This is a genomic window from Enterobacter adelaidei (genome assembly GCF_041937165.1).
Taxonomy (GTDB): domain Bacteria; phylum Pseudomonadota; class Gammaproteobacteria; order Enterobacterales; family Enterobacteriaceae; genus Enterobacter; species Enterobacter adelaidei.
Genome location: NZ_CP154353.1, coordinates 3,506,887 through 3,529,648, shown reverse-complemented (window position 1 = coordinate 3,529,648; position 22,762 = coordinate 3,506,887). Strand labels below are relative to the sequence as shown.

The 22,762-nt window shown below is 51.2% G+C and carries 17 protein-coding genes, 1 tRNA gene, 2 rRNA genes, 3 pseudogenes and 1 other annotated feature; of the genes and pseudogenes, 13 read left to right on the top strand and 10 right to left on the bottom strand.

Translation table 11 applies throughout. The annotated features are described in order from the left end of the window. Positions 1 to 92: 92 nt before the first annotated feature. Positions 93 to 540, bottom strand: a pseudogene (locus AAHF05_RS17160) (phage virion morphogenesis protein). Beyond that, a pseudogene (locus tag AAHF05_RS17155) lies at positions 527 to 739 on the bottom strand (phage tail protein); the annotation flags it as partial. The pseudogenes AAHF05_RS17155 and AAHF05_RS17160, both read right to left, overlap by 14 nt. Before the next feature lie 7 nt (positions 740 to 746). Here AAHF05_RS17155 and AAHF05_RS17150 point away from each other — a divergent pair. From AAHF05_RS17150 to AAHF05_RS17135, 4 genes and pseudogenes are all read left to right on the top strand, one after another. Next, positions 747 to 1,022 (top strand): annotated as a pseudogene (locus AAHF05_RS17150) (tyrosine-type recombinase/integrase); the annotation flags it as partial. A 50-nt stretch (positions 1,023 to 1,072) separates the two neighbouring features. After that, positions 1,073 to 1,627, top strand: a complete 555-nt coding sequence (locus AAHF05_RS17145) for a hypothetical protein (RefSeq protein WP_129325458.1) — start codon at positions 1,073 to 1,075, stop codon at positions 1,625 to 1,627. 634 nt (positions 1,628 to 2,261) lie between these two features. Next, positions 2,262 to 2,666: a DUF2946 domain-containing protein gene (locus AAHF05_RS17140; protein WP_129325457.1), complete on the top strand. Its 405-nt coding sequence runs from the start codon at positions 2,262 to 2,264 to the stop codon at positions 2,664 to 2,666. Positions 2,667 to 2,703: 37 nt separating this feature from the next. Next, entirely contained in the window at positions 2,704 to 4,074 is a 1,371-nt protein-coding gene (locus tag AAHF05_RS17135) for a PepSY domain-containing protein (protein ID WP_129325456.1), read from the top strand. Positions 4,075 to 4,076: 2 nt separating this feature from the next. On the opposite strand, the gene AAHF05_RS17130 is transcribed toward AAHF05_RS17135, so the two are convergent. The 4 genes from AAHF05_RS17130 to AAHF05_RS17115 all read right to left on the bottom strand — a co-directional run bounded on the left by AAHF05_RS17130 (position 4,077) and on the right by AAHF05_RS17115 (position 6,855). Then, positions 4,077 to 4,562 (bottom strand): OmpA family protein, encoded by a 486-nt coding sequence (locus AAHF05_RS17130; protein ID WP_049007932.1) that lies wholly within the window; start codon positions 4,560 to 4,562, stop codon positions 4,077 to 4,079. A 12-nt stretch (positions 4,563 to 4,574) separates the two neighbouring features. Continuing rightward, positions 4,575 to 5,795, bottom strand: coding sequence for a diguanylate cyclase DgcN (dgcN, locus tag AAHF05_RS17125; protein WP_129325455.1), 1,221 nt, complete (start codon positions 5,793 to 5,795; stop codon positions 4,575 to 4,577). After that, on the bottom strand, positions 5,788 to 6,342 hold the full coding sequence (locus AAHF05_RS17120) for a YfiR family protein (protein WP_206737126.1): 555 nt from the start codon (positions 6,340 to 6,342) through the stop codon (positions 5,788 to 5,790). The genes dgcN and AAHF05_RS17120 overlap by 8 nt, the downstream gene beginning before the upstream one ends. 138 nt (positions 6,343 to 6,480) lie before the next feature. Further along, complete coding sequence (locus AAHF05_RS17115; protein WP_028016728.1) at positions 6,481 to 6,855, bottom strand: DUF2799 domain-containing protein; 375 nt, start codon at positions 6,853 to 6,855, stop codon at positions 6,481 to 6,483. Positions 6,856 to 7,069: 214 nt separating this feature from the next. Between AAHF05_RS17115 and aroF the strand changes: the two genes are divergently transcribed. The 3 genes from aroF to AAHF05_RS17100 are packed head-to-tail and all read left to right on the top strand — an operon-like array spanning position 7,070 to position 10,205. Continuing rightward, positions 7,070 to 8,140 carry a 3-deoxy-7-phosphoheptulonate synthase AroF gene (gene aroF / locus AAHF05_RS17110; RefSeq protein WP_129325453.1) on the top strand — a complete coding sequence of 357 codons (1,071 nt, stop codon included), beginning with the start codon at positions 7,070 to 7,072 and terminating at the stop codon, positions 8,138 to 8,140. 10 nt (positions 8,141 to 8,150) lie between these two features. Then, positions 8,151 to 9,272 (top strand): bifunctional chorismate mutase/prephenate dehydrogenase, encoded by a 1,122-nt coding sequence (tyrA, locus tag AAHF05_RS17105; protein ID WP_129325452.1) that lies wholly within the window; start codon positions 8,151 to 8,153, stop codon positions 9,270 to 9,272. A gap of 60 nt (positions 9,273 to 9,332) precedes the next feature. Then, positions 9,333 to 10,205, top strand: a complete 873-nt coding sequence (locus AAHF05_RS17100; protein ID WP_129325451.1) for an SMP-30/gluconolactonase/LRE family protein — start codon at positions 9,333 to 9,335, stop codon at positions 10,203 to 10,205. Here the strand turns inward: AAHF05_RS17100 and pheA are convergent. From pheA to bamD, 4 genes are all read right to left on the bottom strand, one after another. Next, positions 10,202 to 11,362, bottom strand: a complete 1,161-nt coding sequence (pheA, locus tag AAHF05_RS17095; RefSeq protein WP_374936390.1) for a bifunctional chorismate mutase/prephenate dehydratase — start codon at positions 11,360 to 11,362, stop codon at positions 10,202 to 10,204. The genes AAHF05_RS17100 and pheA overlap by 4 nt on opposite strands. A 30-nt stretch (positions 11,363 to 11,392) precedes the next feature. Beyond that, positions 11,393 to 11,518, bottom strand: a sequence feature (Phe leader region). Continuing rightward, the gene (gene pheL, locus AAHF05_RS17090; protein ID WP_100249759.1) at positions 11,470 to 11,517 is read right to left on the bottom strand and encodes a pheA operon leader peptide PheL; all 48 of its coding nucleotides are present in this window, start codon (positions 11,515 to 11,517) and stop codon (positions 11,470 to 11,472) included. (Overlaps the previous feature by 48 nt.) A gap of 103 nt (positions 11,519 to 11,621) precedes the next feature. Next, on the bottom strand, positions 11,622 to 11,963 hold the full coding sequence (raiA, locus tag AAHF05_RS17085; RefSeq protein WP_008502470.1) for a ribosome-associated translation inhibitor RaiA: 342 nt from the start codon (positions 11,961 to 11,963) through the stop codon (positions 11,622 to 11,624). Between the two features lie 268 nt (positions 11,964 to 12,231). Then, positions 12,232 to 12,969, bottom strand: a complete 738-nt coding sequence (bamD, locus tag AAHF05_RS17080; RefSeq protein WP_023308867.1) for an outer membrane protein assembly factor BamD — start codon at positions 12,967 to 12,969, stop codon at positions 12,232 to 12,234. A gap of 131 nt (positions 12,970 to 13,100) precedes the next feature. On the opposite strand from bamD, the gene rluD reads away from it, so the two are divergent. From rluD to AAHF05_RS17050, 6 genes are all read left to right on the top strand, one after another. After that, a complete protein-coding gene (gene rluD, locus AAHF05_RS17075; RefSeq protein WP_028016723.1) occupies positions 13,101 to 14,081 on the top strand; it encodes a 23S rRNA pseudouridine(1911/1915/1917) synthase RluD in 981 nt (326 codons plus the stop codon). Continuing rightward, positions 14,078 to 14,809 (top strand): purine nucleoside phosphorylase YfiH, encoded by a 732-nt coding sequence (yfiH, locus tag AAHF05_RS17070; protein ID WP_129325447.1) that lies wholly within the window; start codon positions 14,078 to 14,080, stop codon positions 14,807 to 14,809. Before rluD ends, yfiH begins: the two co-directional genes overlap by 4 nt. A gap of 129 nt (positions 14,810 to 14,938) precedes the next feature. Next, entirely contained in the window at positions 14,939 to 17,512 is a 2,574-nt protein-coding gene (clpB, locus tag AAHF05_RS17065) for an ATP-dependent chaperone ClpB (RefSeq protein ID WP_129325445.1), read from the top strand. A 429-nt stretch (positions 17,513 to 17,941) separates the two neighbouring features. After that, positions 17,942 to 19,481, top strand: a 16S ribosomal RNA gene (locus tag AAHF05_RS17060). 85 nt (positions 19,482 to 19,566) lie between these two features. After that, a tRNA-Glu gene (locus tag AAHF05_RS17055) sits at positions 19,567 to 19,642 on the top strand. A 192-nt stretch (positions 19,643 to 19,834) separates the two neighbouring features. Then, positions 19,835 to 22,739, top strand: a 23S ribosomal RNA gene (locus tag AAHF05_RS17050). Together the 16S and 23S rRNA genes with 1 tRNA gene alongside form the textbook arrangement of a ribosomal RNA operon. Positions 22,740 to 22,762 lie beyond the last annotated feature (23 nt).

Sequence of the window (22,762 nt, the reverse complement as noted above, 5' to 3'; positions counted from 1 at the left end):
AATCATTAAAATAAAAAAATCAACCTAGTGGGAGTAGGTGTCAATGTTTGAGTCCTACTAGGTTGATTCAGGTTCTAATCAAGAATAACTAGCTATAACCTCAAATGCTTAATAATTATCTTTTCAAGAAAATACCTATCATCAATATTTAAACCAAGTAATGGGCGAGCCTCGTAGAGCACAACTCGACTATTTTGGCTCGTTCGGTCTTTAAGCCCAAGCTGGTGCACCTGAGCCATACGTTGCACCTTGCCAATAAACTCCACCACGGACGCATCATCCCGCCCGGTAGCTTCCATAAAGCGATTGGTGCGAAGCTTTTCGAACATATCACGATTAACCCTGCTTTTTTACCCTGACCGGCTGGCGCTTTCTGGCTGCGTAGGGTGTGCCGTCCGGCTCTTTCTGCGTGTTAATGCGGCGTTGCTGTCAGGTACGCAGTGTCTTCGCGATCTCTGCGGCCATTCGTCGGCGGCTCGCCGGTGACTGTGCTGCGATCGATCCGGCTAGCCAGTCATCAAAGGGCTTAAAGACATTCATGCCATTCGCTCACAAGCTCACCGTGAACATAGAGCTTCATCGGACGGGTCACCGGCTCCGGCGGCTCTGGTGCATGTTCGACGTACAGTTCGGTGCCGACTTCTTTGACGAGAGTTCGCTCTGTCAGCAACAGGCTGATGCTGAGGTCGATGCTGTCGTCGTTATTGATATCGGCCACATAGGTAAAACCACGCTTGCGCCTTCATCCTTGCTATCAGGAATTCAAAAAAATGCTTAAGCTCACAGCCATCGAGCTTGCAGATGGCCAAAAAACACATGTGCTCCGACATACCTTCGCCAGCCATTTTATGATTAACGGTGGAAATATACTAGTATTTAAAAGAATACTCGGGCATTCTAATATTCGTGAAACTATGCGCTATGCACATTTCGGTCCAGAACATTTGGAGGAGGTTGTTGCACTGAATTCATTAAATAATATTGAAAAATTTAAGTTTAATCGTGTTTTATTTAACAAATGATTCAGGTCTGTTAATTGTATTTTGTAAAATGGGTGTGGGGATAGTGAAAAATGAAAGTCACAAAACAACAAGTAATCGATGCCGTGTCGCAATCTTCAGTTTTTAAATTTGTTGATGATCCTATTTCAAGTAGAACCTTTACTGTTGAATGGAAAGGTAAACGTTTTTTTATTTCATTTAATGATGAAAAGGTACTTGCTGATAAGACAGAAGATGATGAATTGGTTGAGCGCTTTGGTGCGACAGATTTTTCCATAAGTTCATTGCTTCAACCTAAATTTGAAGATAAGTCTGAGCAAATGATTTTTAATAAATATATTATTGCTAATAAAGTCAATGTTGACTTGGAAATCCCAGCGCTTGTTTTATATAGAGAGTTTGTTGATGTATATGAAGTGTCGGTAAAACATAAAATATTTTTTACTCAGCCAGTAGGGATGAAGGCTAATGCTTCTAAATATATTGAAGGTGCTGTTTCTTCAATGTTGATTTGCGTCATGCTTGCAATGAGAAAGCTGTCAAGAGAACTAAAAGAGTTTAAAGAAGATCCCGAGCCATTTATCAAAAATGCTCGTACTGAAGGGATGAGTGAATATGAAGAGTAATACATCTTTGAGAATTTATCTCATAACCTTATTCATTAATATGATAATTACATTCTTTATTGGTTATAAATATAAAGATTTTCTTATCGTATCCTTATCTCCAACTATTTATTATCAAGGTGTTGTATTTATCTCGTTAAGTTTACCATTACTCATTACGTGGATGCATGAATGTTGCTCGAAACACATTCTTCTAAGAAAATTAAGAAAGTTCAAGCAAAAAGCACCAGCTATAGACCAGAGCTCCTTAGATGAGGAATCACGTAAAAAGCTCGAAAAACTAACAAAACAGGATTTGCCAACTAGTCATGAGATTCATGAGCTCCATGAACAGATGGAGAAAATGTTTAGCTGAGTGTCTATATCATTGAGTGTTAGTGTCCATTATATGTCTATGCAGTATGTTAACGATGGCCTCGTGTTGCACTTGTGATATATCTAACATTCTGTTTTTTTTAAATACGTATTTTTTCAATATGTTGGAATAAAAGCGTCTGAACTAAGATTCGCTTAAGCGACATCCTGTTAAAAAGGGCTGGCCGAAAGGCTGGCCCTTTTTTTATCCCATCGCATCTCTCGCGTTAACCCTTTTGTCATAAATCATTTACAATGCTGCCTCTTCCGTGGAGGGTAAGTGGATAACGTACTGCATCAGCACAACTGGAAACGCGCAGCGGCATTGACCGCATTGTTCGCGATCCTGCTGATCGTGGTGGCACCGCTTATCTCCGTCTCGCTGCAAAAAGATCCCATGAGTGCCATGCCGGGCATGCACCATGACATGAGCATGATGTCGATGGATGAACATCATGGTGATATGCAGCACACGATGCCTGTCGACCATGCGGAAGCGTGCGGCTATTGCGTGCTTTTAGCGCATGTTCCGGGCGTGATGCTTGCTCTGATCGTTCTGCTTAGCGTGGTGGTGCAGAGGCTTCGCGTTAAACCACCGCGTCAGGCGGTCAGTCACTGGCACTTTTTCCCCTGGCTTTATCCTGATACCCGCGCGCCGCCGCATCAGTCTGCTTTTTCCCTTTAAAAAATATCGATAACTTTTTGCCTTAAAAAGGAAAAGTATGACTACCTGCACTCCGCGCGCGGCATGGGGAAACCTGCTGCGTCGCCTGCATTTTTACGTTGGGCTGTTTGTCGGCCCGTTTATCTTCTTTGCCGCGCTGACCGGTACGCTGTATGTGGCAACGCCACAGCTGGAAAATGCGCTCTACCGGCATGCGCTCCACACGAGTTCCGTGGGCGAGCCGCAGCCGCTGGCGGAACAAATTGCCGTGGCGGAAAAAACGGTTGGATCAGATTTGCGTTTGCACGCCGTTCGTCCGGGGCTGACTGAAGGGGAAACCACCCGGGTGATGTTTGCTGACCCGAACCTTGGGCCGTCGGAGAATCGGGCTATTTTTATCGATCCGGTAAGCCTGTCCGTGCTGGGGGATATGACGGTATACGGCACCAGCGGCATTTTACCGCTCCGCCAGACCATTGATTATCTTCATACCTCGCTGATGCTGGGTGATGTCGGGCGGCTCTATAGCGAGCTGGCGGCCTCGTGGATGTGGGTTGCCGCGCTGGGAGGGATTGCCCTGTGGTTTTATACCCGACCAAAACGCCGAATTAACAATCGTTTCCAGAATCGGCGTCGCGTGCATGTGACGCTAGGCTGGACGTTGCTGGGGGGGATGCTGCTGTTCTCAGCGACTGGCCTGACCTGGTCTCAATGGGCTGGCGGGAACGTTGATAAGCTGCGTGCTGAGATGAACTGGCTAACTCCGCAGGTGAACACGACACTTTCCGGTCAGCAGGAGATCGTGGATGAGCATGCTGAACATCATGGTCATCACGGCGGAATGATGATGCCTGAAATGGCGATGGATTTGACTCTGTTTGACGGTGTGTTAAGCGCTGCACGTAACGCAGGGATTGAGGCCAATAAGCTGGAGATCCGCCCGGCGAAAGCAGAGAGTCAAGCCTGGACCGTGACGGAAATCGATCGCAGCTGGCCGACTCAGGTCGACGCCGTGGCGGTTGATCCCAATACGATGCAGATTCTGGACAGAACCCGCTTCGAGGATTTCCCGTTGATGGCGAAGCTCACCCGCTGGGGGGTGGATTTCCATATGGGGATCTTATTCGGGCTGGTTAATCAGCTGCTGCTTGTGGCGTTTGGCCTGGCGTTGTGTGTGCTAATTCTCTGGGGATACCGGATGTGGTGGATGCGTCGTCCAGCGCAATCGACGGCAAATCCGGTCCAGACGCTTTGTCAGAGTTGGCTTGCGCTTTCGGGATGGGGAAAGGTCGTCACGGCGATAATCAGTATACTGCTGGGGCTGGCGTTGCCAGTAATGGGCGTGAGTCTGGCTCTGTTTGTTCTGGTTGACTGGCTGCGCTGGCGAGCGGCAACTGGCGTGTCGCTCGCCGAATCATCCGCTAAATAACCTTATGGTGTGCTGATAACGACTGCCACCCGGCGGTTTTCAGCACGCCCTTGCGGGGTACTGTTGCTCGCAACCGGATATTTTTTACCTAATCCCTGCGTGGTGAGATTACTGCGCGGGATATTTGCCCCTTTTGCCCACGCGTCTGCCACGACGTTCGCGCGTTTTAATGAAAGCGCCTCGTTATAGCCATCCTCGCCATAGTTATCTGTGTGACCATCCATGCGGGCATGGTTTAAGCCGGTCGCTGCCAGTCGTGAGGCCATCGTCTGGATCTGGGTTTCACTTTCCGGGCGCAGTGTGGCGTCATTTTTATCAAACAGGATTTTGTCCGACAGCCCCAGAGACCAGTCGCCATTTAATTCGTTAAAGCCGTATGACTTCATTGCCGCGATTTGCTCTGGAGTGAATTTCCCTTTTGGCGGAGTCTGACAGCCAGCCAGGACAAGTGATGCCAGTAACAACGGCGCGAAGTATCGCTTTAACATATCGTATTCCTTTTAGGATATTGTTTTCGAACGCTGGTTTTTCACCAGATACATATTGCGGTCGGCATGCTCCAGTAATGCCTCTACTGAGGTATTTTCCCACGCCAGAGCATAACCAATGCTGAGTGACATTGATGCAGTGTGCCCATTATGCAGATCAAACGGACGGATAAACTGCTGCGATAGTGCAGCAGAAATGTGTTGGACCTCGAGTTCAGAATGCACGCCGTATAGCACCATGGCGAATTCGTCACCGCCGAGGCGGTATGATTGATAACGTTTATCGCCAAATTCAACCATCCTGCTGGCGACTTCAATTAGAACGCAATCGCCTGCCGCATGCCCCCAGGTGTCATTAATAAACTTAAAATTATCGCCGTCGAGGAACAGCAGAGCAGAGTTTGTTTTCGCGGAGATGTCGTTCATTAATGCCGCGATGCTGTTACGAAAAGCCGCCCGATTGGCAAGACCGGTCAATGGATCGTGCATGGCAGTACGTAGCAACTGGGCGTTTTTCGCCTGTAGCTTCAGCTGCCACTCCTCCATCTCATCCAGAAGACTGTTGAAGTCTTCACCAAACTGGTGAAATTCTTCGATACGGCCGTCTTTCACCCGGCGGGAGAAGTTGCGGTTAGTGCGTACGTCATGAACAACGTCGGTAATGTTTTGCAAGGCCGTTACCATGCCATGATGTAACGATCGCGTAATGGTGAGCGCGACGACGGTAGCAAAAAGAATGCAGCCGGTGAGAACGGCAAATGACATCCAGATAAAATGGCTGATGAGGCTGTCACGCGCGGTAAGGCGAATTTCGCCGATCATCGAACCATTATGCATGATGGGCTGCGAAACGGGTTCGGGGAAAAGCCAGCGGCTGACCAGCGCGCCCAGCGTGTCGGTATTATCTTCCGGGTTCCATGACCAGTAAGCAAACCGCTTTTTATGCACGTTCACGACTTCTGCCACGGCAAACTGACCCTGTTTACCGAGGGTGGCAAGTGTTTCATTGGCCGCCAGCGAATCATTGAAAACCAGGGAGGCTTCAAGGCTATGGCTCATCGTTGCGCCGGTTAATTCGAGATTTTTTTGTGCGTATTGCTTTAATGTCACGACGGATGCAAAGCAGAGCAATAACCATATTAACGTCATCGTTATGATGACGCTTATCATGCTGATTCGCCTCAATGTTCTTTTAAACGTCGGGCGTGGTGTTGACGCGAAATCTTTATCCATGCTGCTTATTCCGTGCAAGCATTAATACATCCGGACTGACTCTCACGCCACTGCGAGTCAATGCATCAAGATTGACAGAAAACCGTACCTGATCGCGATCGATTATCAGGCAAAAGGCACTGCCAATAGCACATTCCGGATTTTGCTCTGAGATTAATAGCAATGCTCTGCCCTGATATTGACTTATTAATTCAAGTTGTTTTGCAGGCGATTCTGACCCGAAATAAATAGCATCGCACGTTGCGGCCAGGGCCTCCCGATCGTTATGTACAATAACGGGAGTATAAGGTAACCCGCTGTTCTGCCCTTCTTCGTTGCTGAGTGCATGTGTGTAGTGAGAAGAGGCATAAACGCAGAGTTTAGGTTGCCCGGTTAGTGACGGCCATCGCGTATAGCTCACAATACCTGAAACAATCGAGCGTACCGATTTATCCGTTTCCGTAAGCGCGCCTGCCGTCGCTGGGCCCACCATCAGGAACAGTATTAGTACCAGAGTGAGTCGGAAAAAAGAGATCAAGAATGAATTTCTCACCAGAATCCGCCACATCGCTCCGGAAATAGATGTCCTTAAGAGTTGCGGGCAGAATACCATTGTTTATCAAAGCCGTCATTATGTCAGAAATAGCCTGAGACCGACTTAAGCTAAATCCTACTGTTCTTTATTTTCCGATGGATAATAACAGACTTAATTTAGTCTGCTGGAACGCATACTTTCATCCATCCCTTTTTGCCATGACTCATGCAGTTTTGCTGCGTTTTCGGCAGTATCGCAACTGGCAGGAAAAGATTTGCCTGCTAATCCCCAGGCGTGAATAAAACCTTCTTCACAGACTTTTTTCTGGCCATCGGCATAGCCACGGAGATATTCACTACGATCAACGTGTGGGTCGTTAAAACTATCGGCCAGGGTCTGGTTATCTTTAACCGGCAGGCCGTTCATGGCGTCTTCTTTACCTGCATCAAACCAGGATGGACTGGTCCAGTCGGGCTGGAAGGTGTAAGGATTGATCTGGCAACCCGATAAAAACAGCGACAACAGCGCGAGAGCAATTGAACGCATAGCCATTCTCCTTTTTTCTTCAGCATAGCCTGGCTAAAGAAAGTTGGTGTGTAATTTAAAGTTTACGTTTTTATCCCGTTATTTTTGCAATAAATTGGCTTGTGTAAATTAAAGTGTACGAATTTTGGATTGAAATGTTTACTTTTTATGGTATCGTGGTTTCACCTCTTCGAGGAAAACAACTATCGCAAACGAGTTTTACAGGATCGCCATCATGCAAAAAGACGCGCTGAACAACGTACATATCACTGACGAACAGGTTTTAATTACGCCGGATCAACTGAAAGCAGAGTTCCCGCTGAGCGTTGCGCAGGAGGCTCAGATTGAGCATTCTCGCCAGACCATTTCTGACATCATCGCTGGCCGCGATCCGCGTCTGCTGGTGGTATGTGGCCCATGCTCCATTCACGATCCTGAAACCGCCATTGAATATGCTCGTCGATTTAAAACATTAGCGGAGGAGGTCAGCGATAGCCTCTATCTGGTGATGCGCGTCTATTTTGAGAAGCCACGTACCACCGTTGGCTGGAAAGGGTTGATTAACGATCCGCACATGGATGGCTCGTTTGATGTGGAAGCCGGGCTGAAGATTGCGCGTCGTCTGCTGGTGGAGCTGGTCAGCATGGGGCTGCCGCTGGCAACGGAAGCGCTGGATCCGAATAGCCCGCAATACCTGGGCGATCTGTTCAGCTGGTCCGCAATTGGCGCGCGCACCACGGAATCACAAACTCACCGCGAGATGGCGTCAGGCCTGTCGATGCCCGTTGGCTTTAAAAATGGTACTGATGGCAGCCTGGCTACCGCGATCAACGCCATGCGCGCCGCCGCAATGCCGCACCGTTTTGTCGGTATTAACCAGGCAGGCCAGGTTTGCCTTCTGCAAACGCAGGGTAACCCGGATGGTCATGTGATCCTGCGCGGGGGTAAGGCACCGAATTACAGCCCGGCGGATGTGGCGCAGTGTGAAAAAGAGATGGAGCAGGCGGGACTGCGTCCTGCACTGATGGTAGATTGCAGTCATGGTAATTCGAACAAAGATTACCGTCGTCAGCCTGCGGTTGCGGAATCGGTGGTCGCGCAGATCAAAGATGGCAACCGTTCTATTATCGGTCTGATGATTGAGAGCAATATTCACGAGGGCAATCAGTCATCTGAACAACCGCGTAGCGCAATGAAGCATGGCGTATCCGTAACGGATGCTTGTATCAGTTGGGAAACCACCGATGCGCTGCTGCGTGAGATCCATAAAGATTTAAAGGGCCAGCTGGCGACGCGTCTGGGTTAAGAGGTTAGTTATGGTTGCTGAGTTGACCGCATTACGCGATCAAATAGATGAAGTGGATAAGGCGCTGCTTGACCTGCTGGCGCGCCGCATGGCGCTGGTTGCTGAAGTCGGTGAGGTTAAAAGCAAATACGGCCTGCCGATTTATGTCCCGGAGCGTGAAGCCTCGATGCTGGCCTCTCGTCGCAAAGAGGCTCAGGCGCTGGGTGTCTCTCCGGATTTGATTGAAGATGTCTTGCGTCGTGTGATGCGGGAATCTTATTCGAGTGAAAATGACAAGGGCTTTAAAACTCTTTGTCCGTCCCTGCGTCCGGTGGTCATTGTGGGCGGTGCCGGTCAGATGGGACGTCTGTTTGAAAAAATGCTGGCGCTTTCTGGCTACCAGGTGCGTATTCTGGAAAAAGAGGATTGGGCACATGCTCCGGAACTGATGAAAGATGCCGGAATGGTGATCGTCAGCGTTCCGATCCATGTGACGGAGCAGATTATCGGGAAGCTTCCTCCATTACCGAAAGACTGCATCCTGGTCGATCTGGCATCTGTTAAAAATGGTCCGCTTCAGGCGATGCTGGCGGCGCATACGGGCCCGGTACTGGGTCTGCATCCCATGTTTGGCCCGGACAGCGGTAGCCTGGCGAAGCAGGTCGTTGTTTACTGTGATGGTCGTCAGCCGGAAGCCTATCAATGGTTCCTGGAGCAGATTCAGGTATGGGGCGCACGGTTGCACCGTATCAGCGCGGTTGAGCACGATCAGAACATGGCGTTTATTCAGGCGCTCCGCCACTTTGCGACCTTTGCTTATGGGCTGCATCTGGCGGAAGAGAATGTGCAGCTTGAACAGCTGCTGGCCCTCTCTTCACCCATCTATCGTCTGGAACTGGCGATGGTCGGGCGTCTGTTTGCACAGGATCCCCAGCTTTACGCCGACATTATTATGTCGTCTGAGAACAACCTGGCACTGATTAAGCGCTATTATCAGCGTTTCGGCGAAGCCATTACGCTGCTGGAGCACGGAGACAAGCAGGCGTTTATCGACAGCTTCCGCAAAGTGGAGCATTGGTTTGGCGATTACGCACAGCGTTTCCAGAGTGAGAGCCGTACGTTGTTGCGTCAGGCAAATGACAGTCGCCAGTAATGCGATGATGTATATACTAAAAGCCAGCAACGCTGGCTTTTTTCATTTTGGGGAACTGTCATGGCTGAACCGCAGCTACTGTTGAATTACACCGGACATCTGCCTGAGTGCCCAACGTGGAGTGCAGAAGAGAGTGCGCTCTACTGGGCTGATATTCTGGAAGGGGAGATCCACCGATATCATCTGCTGACGGCTGAACACACCGTGCTTTCATTCCATGAAGATGTGGGCTGTTTCGCTCTGCGCGAGCGTGGCGGGTTTATCGTCGCGATTCGCAATGGTATCTGGCTTGCCGATAAGCACGGGCTGCTCCAGCGCAAAGTGTGTGATAACCCGTCTAATCCGCAACTGGCGCGCTTTAATGACGGGGGAACCGATCATCATGGGCGGTTCTATGCGGGCACGTTCTGGGGACCGGGTGATTACAACGGTGCACTGCTGATGCGTATCGACAACGACCTGACTCCAAAAGTGATCCAGTGTGATATTCATGGGCACAACGGTTTAGCGTTTAGTCCGGATAAACAATGGATGTATACCTCTGACACGCCAAACGGCGTTATCTATCGTACGCCGCTGGATGAACAGGGAGAGCCTGGCAAGCGAGACGTTTTCCGACGGTTTCAGGAAGGTGAGGGGATACCTGACGGTGCTGCGATGGACGAGGAAGGCTGTTACTGGACCGCGCTGTTTGATGGCTGGCGTATCGCCAGATTTTCACCTGAGGGCGAACAGCTTGAGGAATACAGACTACCGGTTCGTTGCCCGACGATGGTCTGCTTTGGCGGTGACGATATGAAGACGTTATTTATAACGACCACCCGGGAAAATATGGACGAAGCGGAGATAGCGCAATATCCGCTGTCCGGGGCCATCTTCACCCTGCCAGTCAGCGTGGCAGGAATGAAGAAAAGCCGCTTTATCGAACGTTAGGTCGGGTCGACCGGAACGACGTTTTCACTCGGGTAACAGCCCAGCACTTTCATTGAGCGGGTGATTTCCCCCAGCTCACGCAGGGCTTTCTGCATTGAGGAAGATTCCAGGTTGGCCTGGATATCAAGATAGAACATCTCTTCCCACGGGTTGCCGTGAATCGGGCGCGATTCCAGTTTGGTCATGATCAGGTTGTGGTTACGCAGTACCAGCAGAGCTTCAACCAGCGCACCAGCCTGTTGGCCGGTGGCCATCAGCAGCGTGGTTTTCGCGGGTACCTGATCGGACACATTGATTGCCTTGCGGGTCAGCACCACGAAGCGGGTAATGTTTTGCGTCTGGTTTGCCAGGTTTCGTTCCAGTACCTGAAGGCCATACAGCGCGCCACCGGCCTCGCTACCCAGTGCAGCAACGGTTGGGGAATTTGCCTGCGCCACTTTTTCCATCGCCGCAGAAGTGCTTTCAGTGTACTCAATTTTCCAGTTCGGATAGCGGTTCAGGAACTGGCTACATTGCTGGAACGGCTGCGGATGGCTGTACACCGTTTCGATTTTGCTCAGGTCAGTGGAGCCAGAGACCAGGACACAATGGTCAATTGGAATGGTCAGCTCACCAACCAGCGACAGACTGGTGTGTTGCAGCAGGTCGTAGACATCATTGATGGCACCGGAGCTGGTATTTTCAATCGGGACCACGGCGTAATCAGCCTGGCCGGTTTCAACCTGATTGAAAATATCGGCAAACTTCGCGCATCCGCTTTCAATAAACTCTTCGAAATGGCGGGCTGCATACTGACGTGCCGCCAGGTGTGAATACGAACCTTTCGGACCCAGAAACGCGATACGGGCAGAGTGCGGATTGGTTTTGTTCAGATGCTGCTGCAACAGCGCTTGCTGGGTCAGAACGGAATCTTCGATGACGAGCTGGAACAGGCGGGTGATGTAATGCGCATCCAGGTGATGCGCTTTGCCGAGCTGAATCAGGCGCTCCAGCAGGTCACGCTCGCGGTCGATATCACGTACCGGGCGGTGGGAATCCAGTTTAGCTTTACCCACTTCGACGGCGAGTAAGCGGCGTTCTGCCAGCAGCGCCAGTAATTTCTCATCCAGCGCGCTGATTTTAACGCGTAGATCCAGTAATGGGTTTTCCGGTGTCATAGTGTTGCCTGTCTCGTTTTATCGTTATCAATAAAAAAGGCCTCCCGGGGTGGGAGGCCTTGTTGTTCGTCTTCGCATTCTTTATCACACGACGAAACGCCTCCCATTCAGGGGAAGGTAAAAAAGAATGCGAAGAAAAACGGCGTTAGTTTCATGAAATCATCCTGTGCTTGATACCGTTAAAGTACCCGTACTGTTTTCACCCTGTCAATAAAAAACGCGCCCGAAGGCGCGTTGGCGGTACACTCAATTTAAAGGATTACTCTTCTTCAACTTCTTCCGCGAAGCTGGCGTCTTTCACCGATGTTGTGGCGCGACGGGCTTCACCTTTGTGTTGCACTTTATTGAGCTGCCGTTCCAGCTTGTTGATCAAATCGTTAATTGCGGTGTACATATCTTCATGTTTTGCGCTGGCGACCAGATGGCCGTTTGGAGTATTGATAGTTGCGTCAGCGATGAAACCCTGCGGCTCCTTGGACAGGATGATATGTGGGTTAATCAAATGAGTTTGCCATTTATCCAGTTTGGCGAGACGGTCTGCGACGTGCTGGCGAATTGCCGGAGTAATTTCCATTTGTTTACTGGTAATGTTCATTGTCATAAATTTTACCTCTTGTCTTTCCGTCTTGGTGATTCCAGCATACCCGACCTAATGTCAAAATGTGTGATTTATATCACGTTATTTTGTCGGTTTTTGTCAGGGAATCTTTTTTGTGAGGCAGGGCAGGAAGAGGTGAGATTTACCTTGTGGAAGGTAAAAATTGCGGTCATAGTTGATAGGATGTGTTGAGGCTAAACCGCTTCAGCTTATATCCAGAGTGAATAAAAAAACGGCAGCCTTCGGGCTGCCGTTTTACATTGAGGCAATATCAGGTGTTGCTGCTGTTTGCGGCGATGATTTTCGCTACTTTTTCAGCTTGAGCGGTCATCTGCATCTGACGGTAAGCATTTTCCATCAGCTTCAGACCATCACGCGTTGCCTGAGTATCCGGATAATCACGCAACATACCTTCTACGCGGTTAACCACGGCAACCCATGCGCCACGGCGGGTATAGTATTCCGCCACGGAGTATTCATATTTTGCCAGACGATCTTTCAGGAACACCAGACGTTTGGTCGCGTCAGTCACGTACTGACTGTTCGGATAGCCGCGCACCAGTTTGGAGAAGTCATTAAAGGCATCACGTGCATGCTGTGGGTCGCGGTCGGAACGATCCACGCCGAAGAAGCCCTGCAGCGCACTGTCGTCCAGCGCCATGTTGGTGAGGCCGCGCATGTACATCACATAGTCGATGTTAGGATGAGTCGGGTTCAGACGCATGAAACGATCGATGGTTGCCTGAGCCAGCGGCAGATCGGCATTTTTGTAATATGCGTAGATGAGATCTAACTGTACCTGCTGCGAATACGGACCAAATGGATAGCGATTATCCAACGCTTCCAGTTGCGTTATCGCCTGTTTCCAGTTACCGTCCTGCAACTTTTGTTGTGCAGTCGCATAGATTTCATTCGGCGGATTGTCAGGGACCTGTTCATTTGAACCGGAGCAGCCCACCAAAGCCAGGCTCAACGTGGCCGCTGCCACCAGATATTTCATGCGCGTCATGACGTTTTGACTTTCCTCAAATGTTTGTCCGGGAGAAACTCTGTTCCTGCTCCCGATTAAGACCAGCTACAATAGCACACTATATTAAACGGCAAAGCCGTAAAACCCAACGTTAAACGAAGAAGCAGTTTATGGCACAACGAGTAGAACTCACCGCAACAGTCTCCGAAAATCAGCTCGGTCAACGCTTAGATCAGGCTTTGGCCGAATTGTTCCCTGATTATTCGCGTTCACGCATAAAAGAATGGATCCTTGACCAGCGCGTGCTGGTAAACGGCAAGATCTGGGACAAACCAAAAGAGAAAGTGTTAGGTGGGGAAGCTGTCGCCATCAATGCTGAAATCGAAGAGGAAATCCGCTTCGAGCCGCAGGATATCCCACTGGACATCGTCTATGAAGATGATGACATTCTGGTGATCAACAAGCCGCGCGACCTGGTTGTTCATCCGGGGGCGGGGAATCCTGACGGTACAGTTCTTAACGCACTTCTCCATTATTATCCGCCGATCGCAGATGTCCCGCGCGCGGGAATCGTTCACCGTCTGGATAAAGACACCACCGGTTTGATGGTGGTGGCGAAGACCGTTCCAGCTCAGACCCGTCTGGTGGAATCGCTGCAGCTGCGCGAAATCACTCGAGAGTATGAAGCGGTAGCCATTGGGCATATGACCTCTGGTGGAACAGTGGAAGAGCCAATCAGCCGTCACCCAACCAAACGTACTCATATGTCGGTGCATCCGATGGGTAAACCCGCGGTGACGCACTATCGCATCATGGAGCACTTCCGTATCCATACGCGTCTGCGTCTGCGTCTGGAAACCGGGCGTACTCACCAGATCCGTGTGCATATGGCGCACATTACCCATCCGCTGGTGGGGGATCAGGTATACGGTGGTCGCCCGCGTCCGCCAAAAGGCGCATCGGATGAGTTCATCAGCGTACTGCGTAAATTCGATCGTCAGGCGCTGCACGCGACCATGCTGCGTCTTTACCATCCTATCACTGGTATTCAGATGGAGTGGCATGCGCCGATCCCGCAGGATATGGTGGAACTGATTGACGCCATGCGTGCTGATTTCGAAGAACATAAGGATCAAGTGGACTGGTTATGACCAAACTGATTGTCCCGGAGTGGCCGCTGCCTGAGGGCGTGGCTGCCTGTAGTTCAACCCGTATTGGCGGTGTGAGCCAGGGCGCGTGGGAGTCACTGAACCTCGGTGCACACTGTGGCGACAACCTGGAGCACGTTGAAGAAAACCGCAAGCGTCTGTTTGCTGCGGGGAACTTACCGTCGAAACCGGTCTGGCTGGAGCAGGTGCATGGTAAAGATGTACTGACGTTGTCGGGGGAACCTTATGCGTCTAAACGTGCCGATGCCTCTTACAGTAATACGCCGGGAACGGTTTGTGCCGTGATGACTGCCGATTGTCTGCCGGTTCTGTTCTGTAACCGTTCAGGCACCGAGGTCGCAGCAGCGCATGCGGGATGGCGCGGCCTGTGTGAAGGCGTGCTGGAGGAGACCATCTCCTGCTTTAAAGATGAACCTGCCAATATCATGGCCTGGCTTGGCCCGGCCATCGGTCCTCGCGCTTTTGAGGTGGGGCCAGAGGTCCGTGAAGCATTTATGGATAAAGATCCGCAAGCAGTGGACGCCTTCCTGCCTTCGGGGGATAAATATCTGGCCGATATTTACCAGCTTGCTCGCCAGCGCCTGAATAATGTCGGCGTGACGCAGATCTTCGGTGGCGATCGCTGTACCTTCACCGAAAAGGGTGATTTTTTCTCTTATCGCCGCGACAAGACGACGGGTCGTATGGCAAGTTTTATTTGGCTGATATAACCTAAAGAATCAAGACGATCCGGCACGTGCCGTTTTCTTTTCACATAATTCAGGTCATTAACCTTGAATAATTGAGGGATGACCTCATTTAATCTCCAGTAGCAAATTTGACCTGTTATGGGAGGAGTTATGCGTCTGGATCGTCTTACTAATAAATTCCAGCTTGCTCTCGCCGATGCCCAGTCCCTTGCACTGGGGCACGACAACCAATTTATCGAACCTCTTCATTTAATGAGCGCCTTGCTGAATCAGGAAGGGGGATCGGTACGTCCTTTATTAACGTCCGCTGGCATTAATGCTGGCCAGTTACGCACAGCCATCGATCAGGCGCTGAGCCGCTTACCGCAGGTAGAAGGTACCGGCGGCGACGTTCAACCGTCGCAGGATCTGGTGCGTGTGCTGAACCTTTGCGACAAGCTGGCGCAAAAACGTGGGGACAACTTTATTTCGTCAGAACTGTTTGTTCTGGCGGCGCTTGAATCACGCGGTACCTTGACCGACCTGCTGAAATCTGCCGGTGCGACCACCGCCAATGTGACTCAGGCGATTGAGAAAATGCGCGGAGGTGAAAGCGTGAACGATCAGGGAGCCGAAGACCAACGTCAGGCTTTGAAGAAATTTACGGTCGATCTGACCGAACGTGCTGAACAGGGCAAACTTGACCCGGTTATCGGCCGTGACGAAGAGATCCGCCGTACTATCCAGGTATTGCAGCGTCGTACCAAGAACAACCCGGTACTGATTGGCGAACCGGGTGTCGGTAAAACCGCCATTGTTGAAGGGCTGGCGCAGCGTATCGTCAACGGTGAAGTGCCGGAGGGGTTAAAAGGCCGTCGTGTACTGGCGCTGGATATGGGCGCGCTGGTGGCCGGGGCGAAATACCGTGGTGAGTTTGAAGAGCGCCTCAAAGGCGTGCTTAACGATCTGGCGAAGCAGGAAGGCAACGTTATCCTGTTTATCGACGAACTGCACACTATGGTCGGTGCAGGTAAAGCGGACGGCGCGATGGATGCCGGGAACATGCTGAAACCTGCGCTGGCGCGTGGTGAACTTCACTGCGTCGGTGCCACTACGCTTGATGAGTATCGTCAGTACATTGAAAAAGATGCTGCACTTGAACGTCGTTTCCAGAAAGTGTTTGTGGCTGAGCCAAGCGTTGAAGATACCATCGCGATTTTGCGTGGTCTGAAAGAGCGTTATGAGCTGCACCACCATGTGCAGATCACTGACCCGGCCATCGTTGCGGCGGCGACGCTTTCGCATCGTTATATTGCCGATCGTCAGTTGCCGGATAAAGCAATCGACCTGATCGATGAAGCGGCTTCGAGCATTCGTATGCAGATTGACTCGAAACCGGAGGAGCTCGACAGGCTCGACCGTCGTATCATCCAACTCAAGCTGGAACAGCAGGCGCTGAAGAAAGAGTCTGATGAAGCCAGTAAGAAACGCCTGGATATGCTCAATGAAGAACTGGAGGATAAAGAACGCCAGTATTCTGAGCTGGAAGAAGAGTGGAAAGCCGAGAAAGCATCCCTTTCCGGCACTCAGACCATAAAGGCGGAACTCGAACAGGCAAAAATTGCCATTGAGCAGGCACGCCGTGTGGGCGATCTGGCCCGGATGTCAGAGCTGCAGTACGGCAAAATTCCTGAGCTGGAAAAACAGCTTGAGATTGCTACGCAGTCCGAAGGCAAAACGATGCGTCTGTTGCGTAATAAAGTGACGGATGCGGAAATTGCCGAAGTGCTGGCGCGCTGGACCGGTATCCCAGTGGCGCGCATGCTGGAAGGTGAGCGTGAAAAACTGCTGCGTATGGAGCAGGATTTACATAACCGGGTAATTGGTCAGAACGAGGCGGTTGAAGCGGTTTCCAACGCTATTCGTCGTAGCCGTGCAGGGCTGTCCGATCCGAATCGCCCAATTGGCTCGTTCCTGTTCCTGGGGCCAACCGGTGTCGGTAAAACCGAGCTGTGTAAAGCGCTGGCTAACTTTATGTTCGACAGCGATGATGCGATGGTGCGTATCGACATGTCCGAGTTTATGGAGAAGCACTCTGTTTCGCGTCTGGTCGGTGCACCTCCGGGATACGTGGGTTATGAAGAAGGTGGTTATCTGACAGAAGCGGTGCGCCGTCGTCCTTATTCCGTCATTCTGCTGGACGAGGTAGAGAAAGCGCATCCGGATGTTTTCAACATTCTGCTTCAGGTGCTGGATGATGGTCGTCTGACCGATGGGCAGGGGAGAACAGTCGACTTCCGTAATACGGTTGTCATCATGACCTCGAACCTGGGTTCCGATTTGATTCAGGAACGTTTCGGTGAGCTGGACTATAGCCATATGAAGGATCTGGTGCTCGGTGTCGTGAGCCATAACTTCCGTCCTGAGTTCATCAACCGTATTGATGAAGTGGTGGTATTCCATCCTCTGGGTGAGAAACATATTGCGTCGATTGCGCAGATCCAGTTGCAGCGTTTGTACAAACGTCTGGAAGAGCGTGGATATGAAATTCACATCTCCGACGAGGCGCTGAAGCTGCTGAGCGAGAATGGTTACGATCCGGTGTACGGTGCGCGTCCATTAAAACGTGCTATCCAACAGCAGATCGAAAATCCGCTGGCGCAGCAGATCCTCTCCGGAGAGTTAATTCCAGGCAAAGTTATCCGTCTGGAAGCCAACGACGATCGCATTGTGGCAGTGCAGTAAGTCACAAAACCAAAAAACGAGCCGCTTGCGGCTCGTTTTTGTTTAAAAACCAGGCGAAAATTGAGGTCTGGAATGTGATTCGCCTGGAAAGTGAGCGGTTGGAAAATAATTTTCACTTTATCCTTGCGGCTTCGGAATAACTCCCTATAATGCGCCTCCACTGACACGGAACAACGGCACACACGCCGCCGGGTCAGCAGAGAAAAGCAAAATAAACGCTTGACTCTGTAGCGGGAAAGCGTAATATGCACACCCCGCGCCGCAGCGAAAACGAAGCGGCACTGCTCTTTAACAATTTATCAGACAATCTGTGTGGGCACTCAAAGTGACATGGATTCTTAATGTCTTCGGACACTAAATGAATACCAAGTCTCAACGAGTGAACACGTAATTCATTACGAAGTTTAATTCATTGAGCATCAAACTTTTAAATTGAAGAGTTTGATCATGGCTCAGATTGAACGCTGGCGGCAGGCCTAACACATGCAAGTCGAGCGGTAGCACAGAGAGCTTGCTCTCGGGTGACGAGCGGCGGACGGGTGAGTAATGTCTGGGAAACTGCCTGATGGAGGGGGATAACTACTGGAAACGGTAGCTAATACCGCATAACGTCGCAAGACCAAAGAGGGGGACCTTTGGGCCTCTTGCCATCAGATGTGCCCAGATGGGATTAGCTAGTAGGTGGGGTAACGGCTCACCTAGGCGACGATCCCTAGCTGGTCTGAGAGGATGACCAGCCACACTGGAACTGAGACACGGTCCAGACTCCTACGGGAGGCAGCAGTGGGGAATATTGCACAATGGGCGCAAGCCTGATGCAGCCATGCCGCGTGTATGAAGAAGGCCTTCGGGTTGTAAAGTACTTTCAGCGGGGAGGAAGGTGCTGAGGTTAATAACCTCAGCAATTGACGTTACCCGCAGAAGAAGCACCGGCTAACTCCGTGCCAGCAGCCGCGGTAATACGGAGGGTGCAAGCGTTAATCGGAATTACTGGGCGTAAAGCGCACGCAGGCGGTCTGTCAAGTCGGATGTGAAATCCCCGGGCTCAACCTGGGAACTGCATTCGAAACTGGCAGGCTAGAGTCTTGTAGAGGGGGGTAGAATTCCAGGTGTAGCGGTGAAATGCGTAGAGATCTGGAGGAATACCGGTGGCGAAGGCGGCCCCCTGGACAAAGACTGACGCTCAGGTGCGAAAGCGTGGGGAGCAAACAGGATTAGATACCCTGGTAGTCCACGCCGTAAACGATGTCGACTTGGAGGTTGTGCCCTTGAGGCGTGGCTTCCGGAGCTAACGCGTTAAGTCGACCGCCTGGGGAGTACGGCCGCAAGGTTAAAACTCAAATGAATTGACGGGGGCCCGCACAAGCGGTGGAGCATGTGGTTTAATTCGATGCAACGCGAAGAACCTTACCTACTCTTGACATCCAGAGAACTTTCCAGAGATGGATTGGTGCCTTCGGGAACTCTGAGACAGGTGCTGCATGGCTGTCGTCAGCTCGTGTTGTGAAATGTTGGGTTAAGTCCCGCAACGAGCGCAACCCTTATCCTTTGTTGCCAGCGGTCCGGCCGGGAACTCAAAGGAGACTGCCAGTGATAAACTGGAGGAAGGTGGGGATGACGTCAAGTCATCATGGCCCTTACGAGTAGGGCTACACACGTGCTACAATGGCGCATACAAAGAGAAGCGACCTCGCGAGAGCAAGCGGACCTCATAAAGTGCGTCGTAGTCCGGATTGGAGTCTGCAACTCGACTCCATGAAGTCGGAATCGCTAGTAATCGTAGATCAGAATGCTACGGTGAATACGTTCCCGGGCCTTGTACACACCGCCCGTCACACCATGGGAGTGGGTTGCAAAAGAAGTAGGTAGCTTAACCTTCGGGAGGGCGCTTACCACTTTGTGATTCATGACTGGGGTGAAGTCGTAACAAGGTAACCGTAGGGGAACCTGCGGTTGGATCACCTCCTTACCTTAAAGAACCTGCCTTTGTAGTGCTCACACAGATTGTCTGATGAAAAGTAAATAGCAAGGCGTCTTGCGATTGAGACTTATACGTCCCCTTCGTCTAGAGGCCCAGGACACCGCCCTTTCACGGCGGTAACAGGGGTTCGAATCCCCTAGGGGACGCCACTTGCTGGTTCGTGAGTGAAAGTCACCTGCCGTCATATCTCAAAACTGACTTACGAGTCATGTTTGAGATATTTGCTCTTTAAAAATCTGGATCAAGCTGAAAATTGAAACGACACATCTTAATGGTGTGTTCGAGTCTCTCAAATTTTCGCAAGTCGATGATGAATCGAAAGAAACATCTTCGGGTTGTGAGGTTAAGCGACTAAGCGTACACGGTGGATGCCCTGGCAGTCAGAGGCGATGAAGGACGTGCTAATCTGCGAAAAGCGCCGGCGAGGTGATATGAACCTTTGACCCGGCGATGTCCGAATGGGGAAACCCAGTGTGATTCGTCACACTATCGTTAACTGAATACATAGGTTAACGAGGCGAACCGGGGGAACTGAAACATCTAAGTACCCCGAGGAAAAGAAATCAACCGAGATTCCCCCAGTAGCGGCGAGCGAACGGGGAGCAGCCCAGAGTCTGAATCAGCTTGTGTGTTAGTGGAACGGTCTGGAAAGTCCGACGATACAGGGTGATAGTCCCGTACACGAAAATGCACAGGCTGTGAACTCGAAGAGTAGGGCGGGACACGTGGTATCCTGTCTGAATATGGGGGGACCATCCTCCAAGGCTAAATACTCCTGACTGACCGATAGTGAACCAGTACCGTGAGGGAAAGGCGAAAAGAACCCCGGCGAGGGGAGTGAAAAAGAACCTGAAACCGTGTACGTACAAGCAGTGGGAGCACCTTCGGGTGTGACTGCGTACCTTTTGTATAATGGGTCAGCGACTTATATTCTGTAGCAAGGTTAACCGTATAGGGGAGCCGAAGGGAAACCGAGTCTTAACTGGGCGTTAAGTTGCAGGGTATAGACCCGAAACCCGGTGATCTAGCCATGGGCAGGTTGAAGGTTGGGTAACACTAACTGGAGGACCGAACCGACTAATGTTGAAAAATTAGCGGATGACTTGTGGCTGGGGGTGAAAGGCCAATCAAACCGGGAGATAGCTGGTTCTCCCCGAAAGCTATTTAGGTAGCGCCTCGTGAACTCATCTTCGGGGGTAGAGCACTGTTTCGGCTAGGGGGCCATCCCGGCTTACCAACCCGATGCAAACTACGAATACCGAAGAATGTTATCACGGGAGACACACGGCGGGTGCTAACGTCCGTCGTGAAGAGGGAAACAACCCAGACCGCCAGCTAAGGTCCCAAAGTCATGGTTAAGTGGGAAACGATGTGGGAAGGCACAGACAGCCAGGATGTTGGCTTAGAAGCAGCCATCATTTAAAGAAAGCGTAATAGCTCACTGGTCGAGTCGGCCTGCGCGGAAGATGTAACGGGGCTAAACCATGCACCGAAGCTGCGGCAGCGACGCTTATGCGTTGTTGGGTAGGGGAGCGTTCTGTAAGCCGTTGAAGGTGTCCTGTGAGGGGTGCTGGAGGTATCAGAAGTGCGAATGCTGACATAAGTAACGATAATGCGGGTGAAAAGCCCGCACGCCGGAAGACCAAGGGTTCCTGTCCAACGTTAATCGGGGCAGGGTGAGTCGACCCCTAAGGCGAGGCCGAAAGGCGTAGTCGATGGGAAACAGGTTAATATTCCTGTACTTGGTGTTACTGCGAAGGGGGGACGGAGAAGGCTATGTTAGCCGGGCGACGGTTGTCCCGGTTTAAGCATGTAGGCGGAGGTTCCAGGTAAATCCGGTACCTTATTAACGCTGAGGTGTGATGACGAGGCACTACGGTGCTGAAGTAACAAATGCCCTGCTTCCAGGAAAAGCCTCTAAGCATCAGGTAACATCAAATCGTACCCCAAACCGACACAGGTGGTCAGGTAGAGAATACCAAGGCGCTTGAGAGAACTCGGGTGAAGGAACTAGGCAAAATGGTGCCGTAACTTCGGGAGAAGGCACGCTGATATGTAGGTGAAGCCCCTGCGGGTGGAGCTGAAATCAGTCGAAGATACCAGCTGGCTGCAACTGTTTATTAAAAACACAGCACTGTGCAAACACGAAAGTGGACGTATACGGTGTGACGCCTGCCCGGTGCCGGAAGGTTAATTGATGGGGTTAGCGGCAACGCGAAGCTCTTGATCGAAGCCCCGGTAAACGGCGGCCGTAACTATAACGGTCCTAAGGTAGCGAAATTCCTTGTCGGGTAAGTTCCGACCTGCACGAATGGCGTAATGATGGCCAGGCTGTCTCCACCCGAGACTCAGTGAAATTGAACTCGCTGTGAAGATGCAGTGTACCCGCGGCAAGACGGAAAGACCCCGTGAACCTTTACTATAGCTTGACACTGAACACTGGTCCTTGATGTGTAGGATAGGTGGGAGGCTTTGAAGCGTGGACGCCAGTCTGCGTGGAGCCGACCTTGAAATACCACCCTTTAATGGCTGGTGTTCTAACGTAGACCCGTAATCCGGGTTGCGGACAGTGTCTGGTGGGTAGTTTGACTGGGGCGGTCTCCTCCCAAAGAGTAACGGAGGAGCACGAAGGTTAGCTAATCCTGGTCGGACATCAGGAGGTTAGTGCAATGGCATAAGCTAGCTTGACTGCGAGAGTGACGGCTCGAGCAGGTGCGAAAGCAGGTCATAGTGATCCGGTGGTTCTGAATGGAAGGGCCATCGCTCAACGGATAAAAGGTACTCCGGGGATAACAGGCTGATACCGCCCAAGAGTTCATATCGACGGCGGTGTTTGGCACCTCGATGTCGGCTCATCACATCCTGGGGCTGAAGTAGGTCCCAAGGGTATGGCTGTTCGCCATTTAAAGTGGTACGCGAGCTGGGTTTAGAACGTCGTGAGACAGTTCGGTCCCTATCTGCCGTGGGCGCTGGAGAATTGAGGGGGGCTGCTCCTAGTACGAGAGGACCGGAGTGGACGCATCACTGGTGTTCGGGTTGTCATGCCAATGGCATTGCCCGGTAGCTAAATGCGGAAGAGATAAGTGCTGAAAGCATCTAAGCACGAAACTTGCCCCGAGATGAGTTCTCCCTGACCCTTTAAGGGTCCTGAAGGAACGTTGAAGACTACGACGTTGATAGGTCGGGTGTGTAAGCGCAGCGATGCGTTGAGCTAACCGATACTAATGAACCGTGAGGCTTAACCTTACAACGCCGAAGCTGTTTCGGCG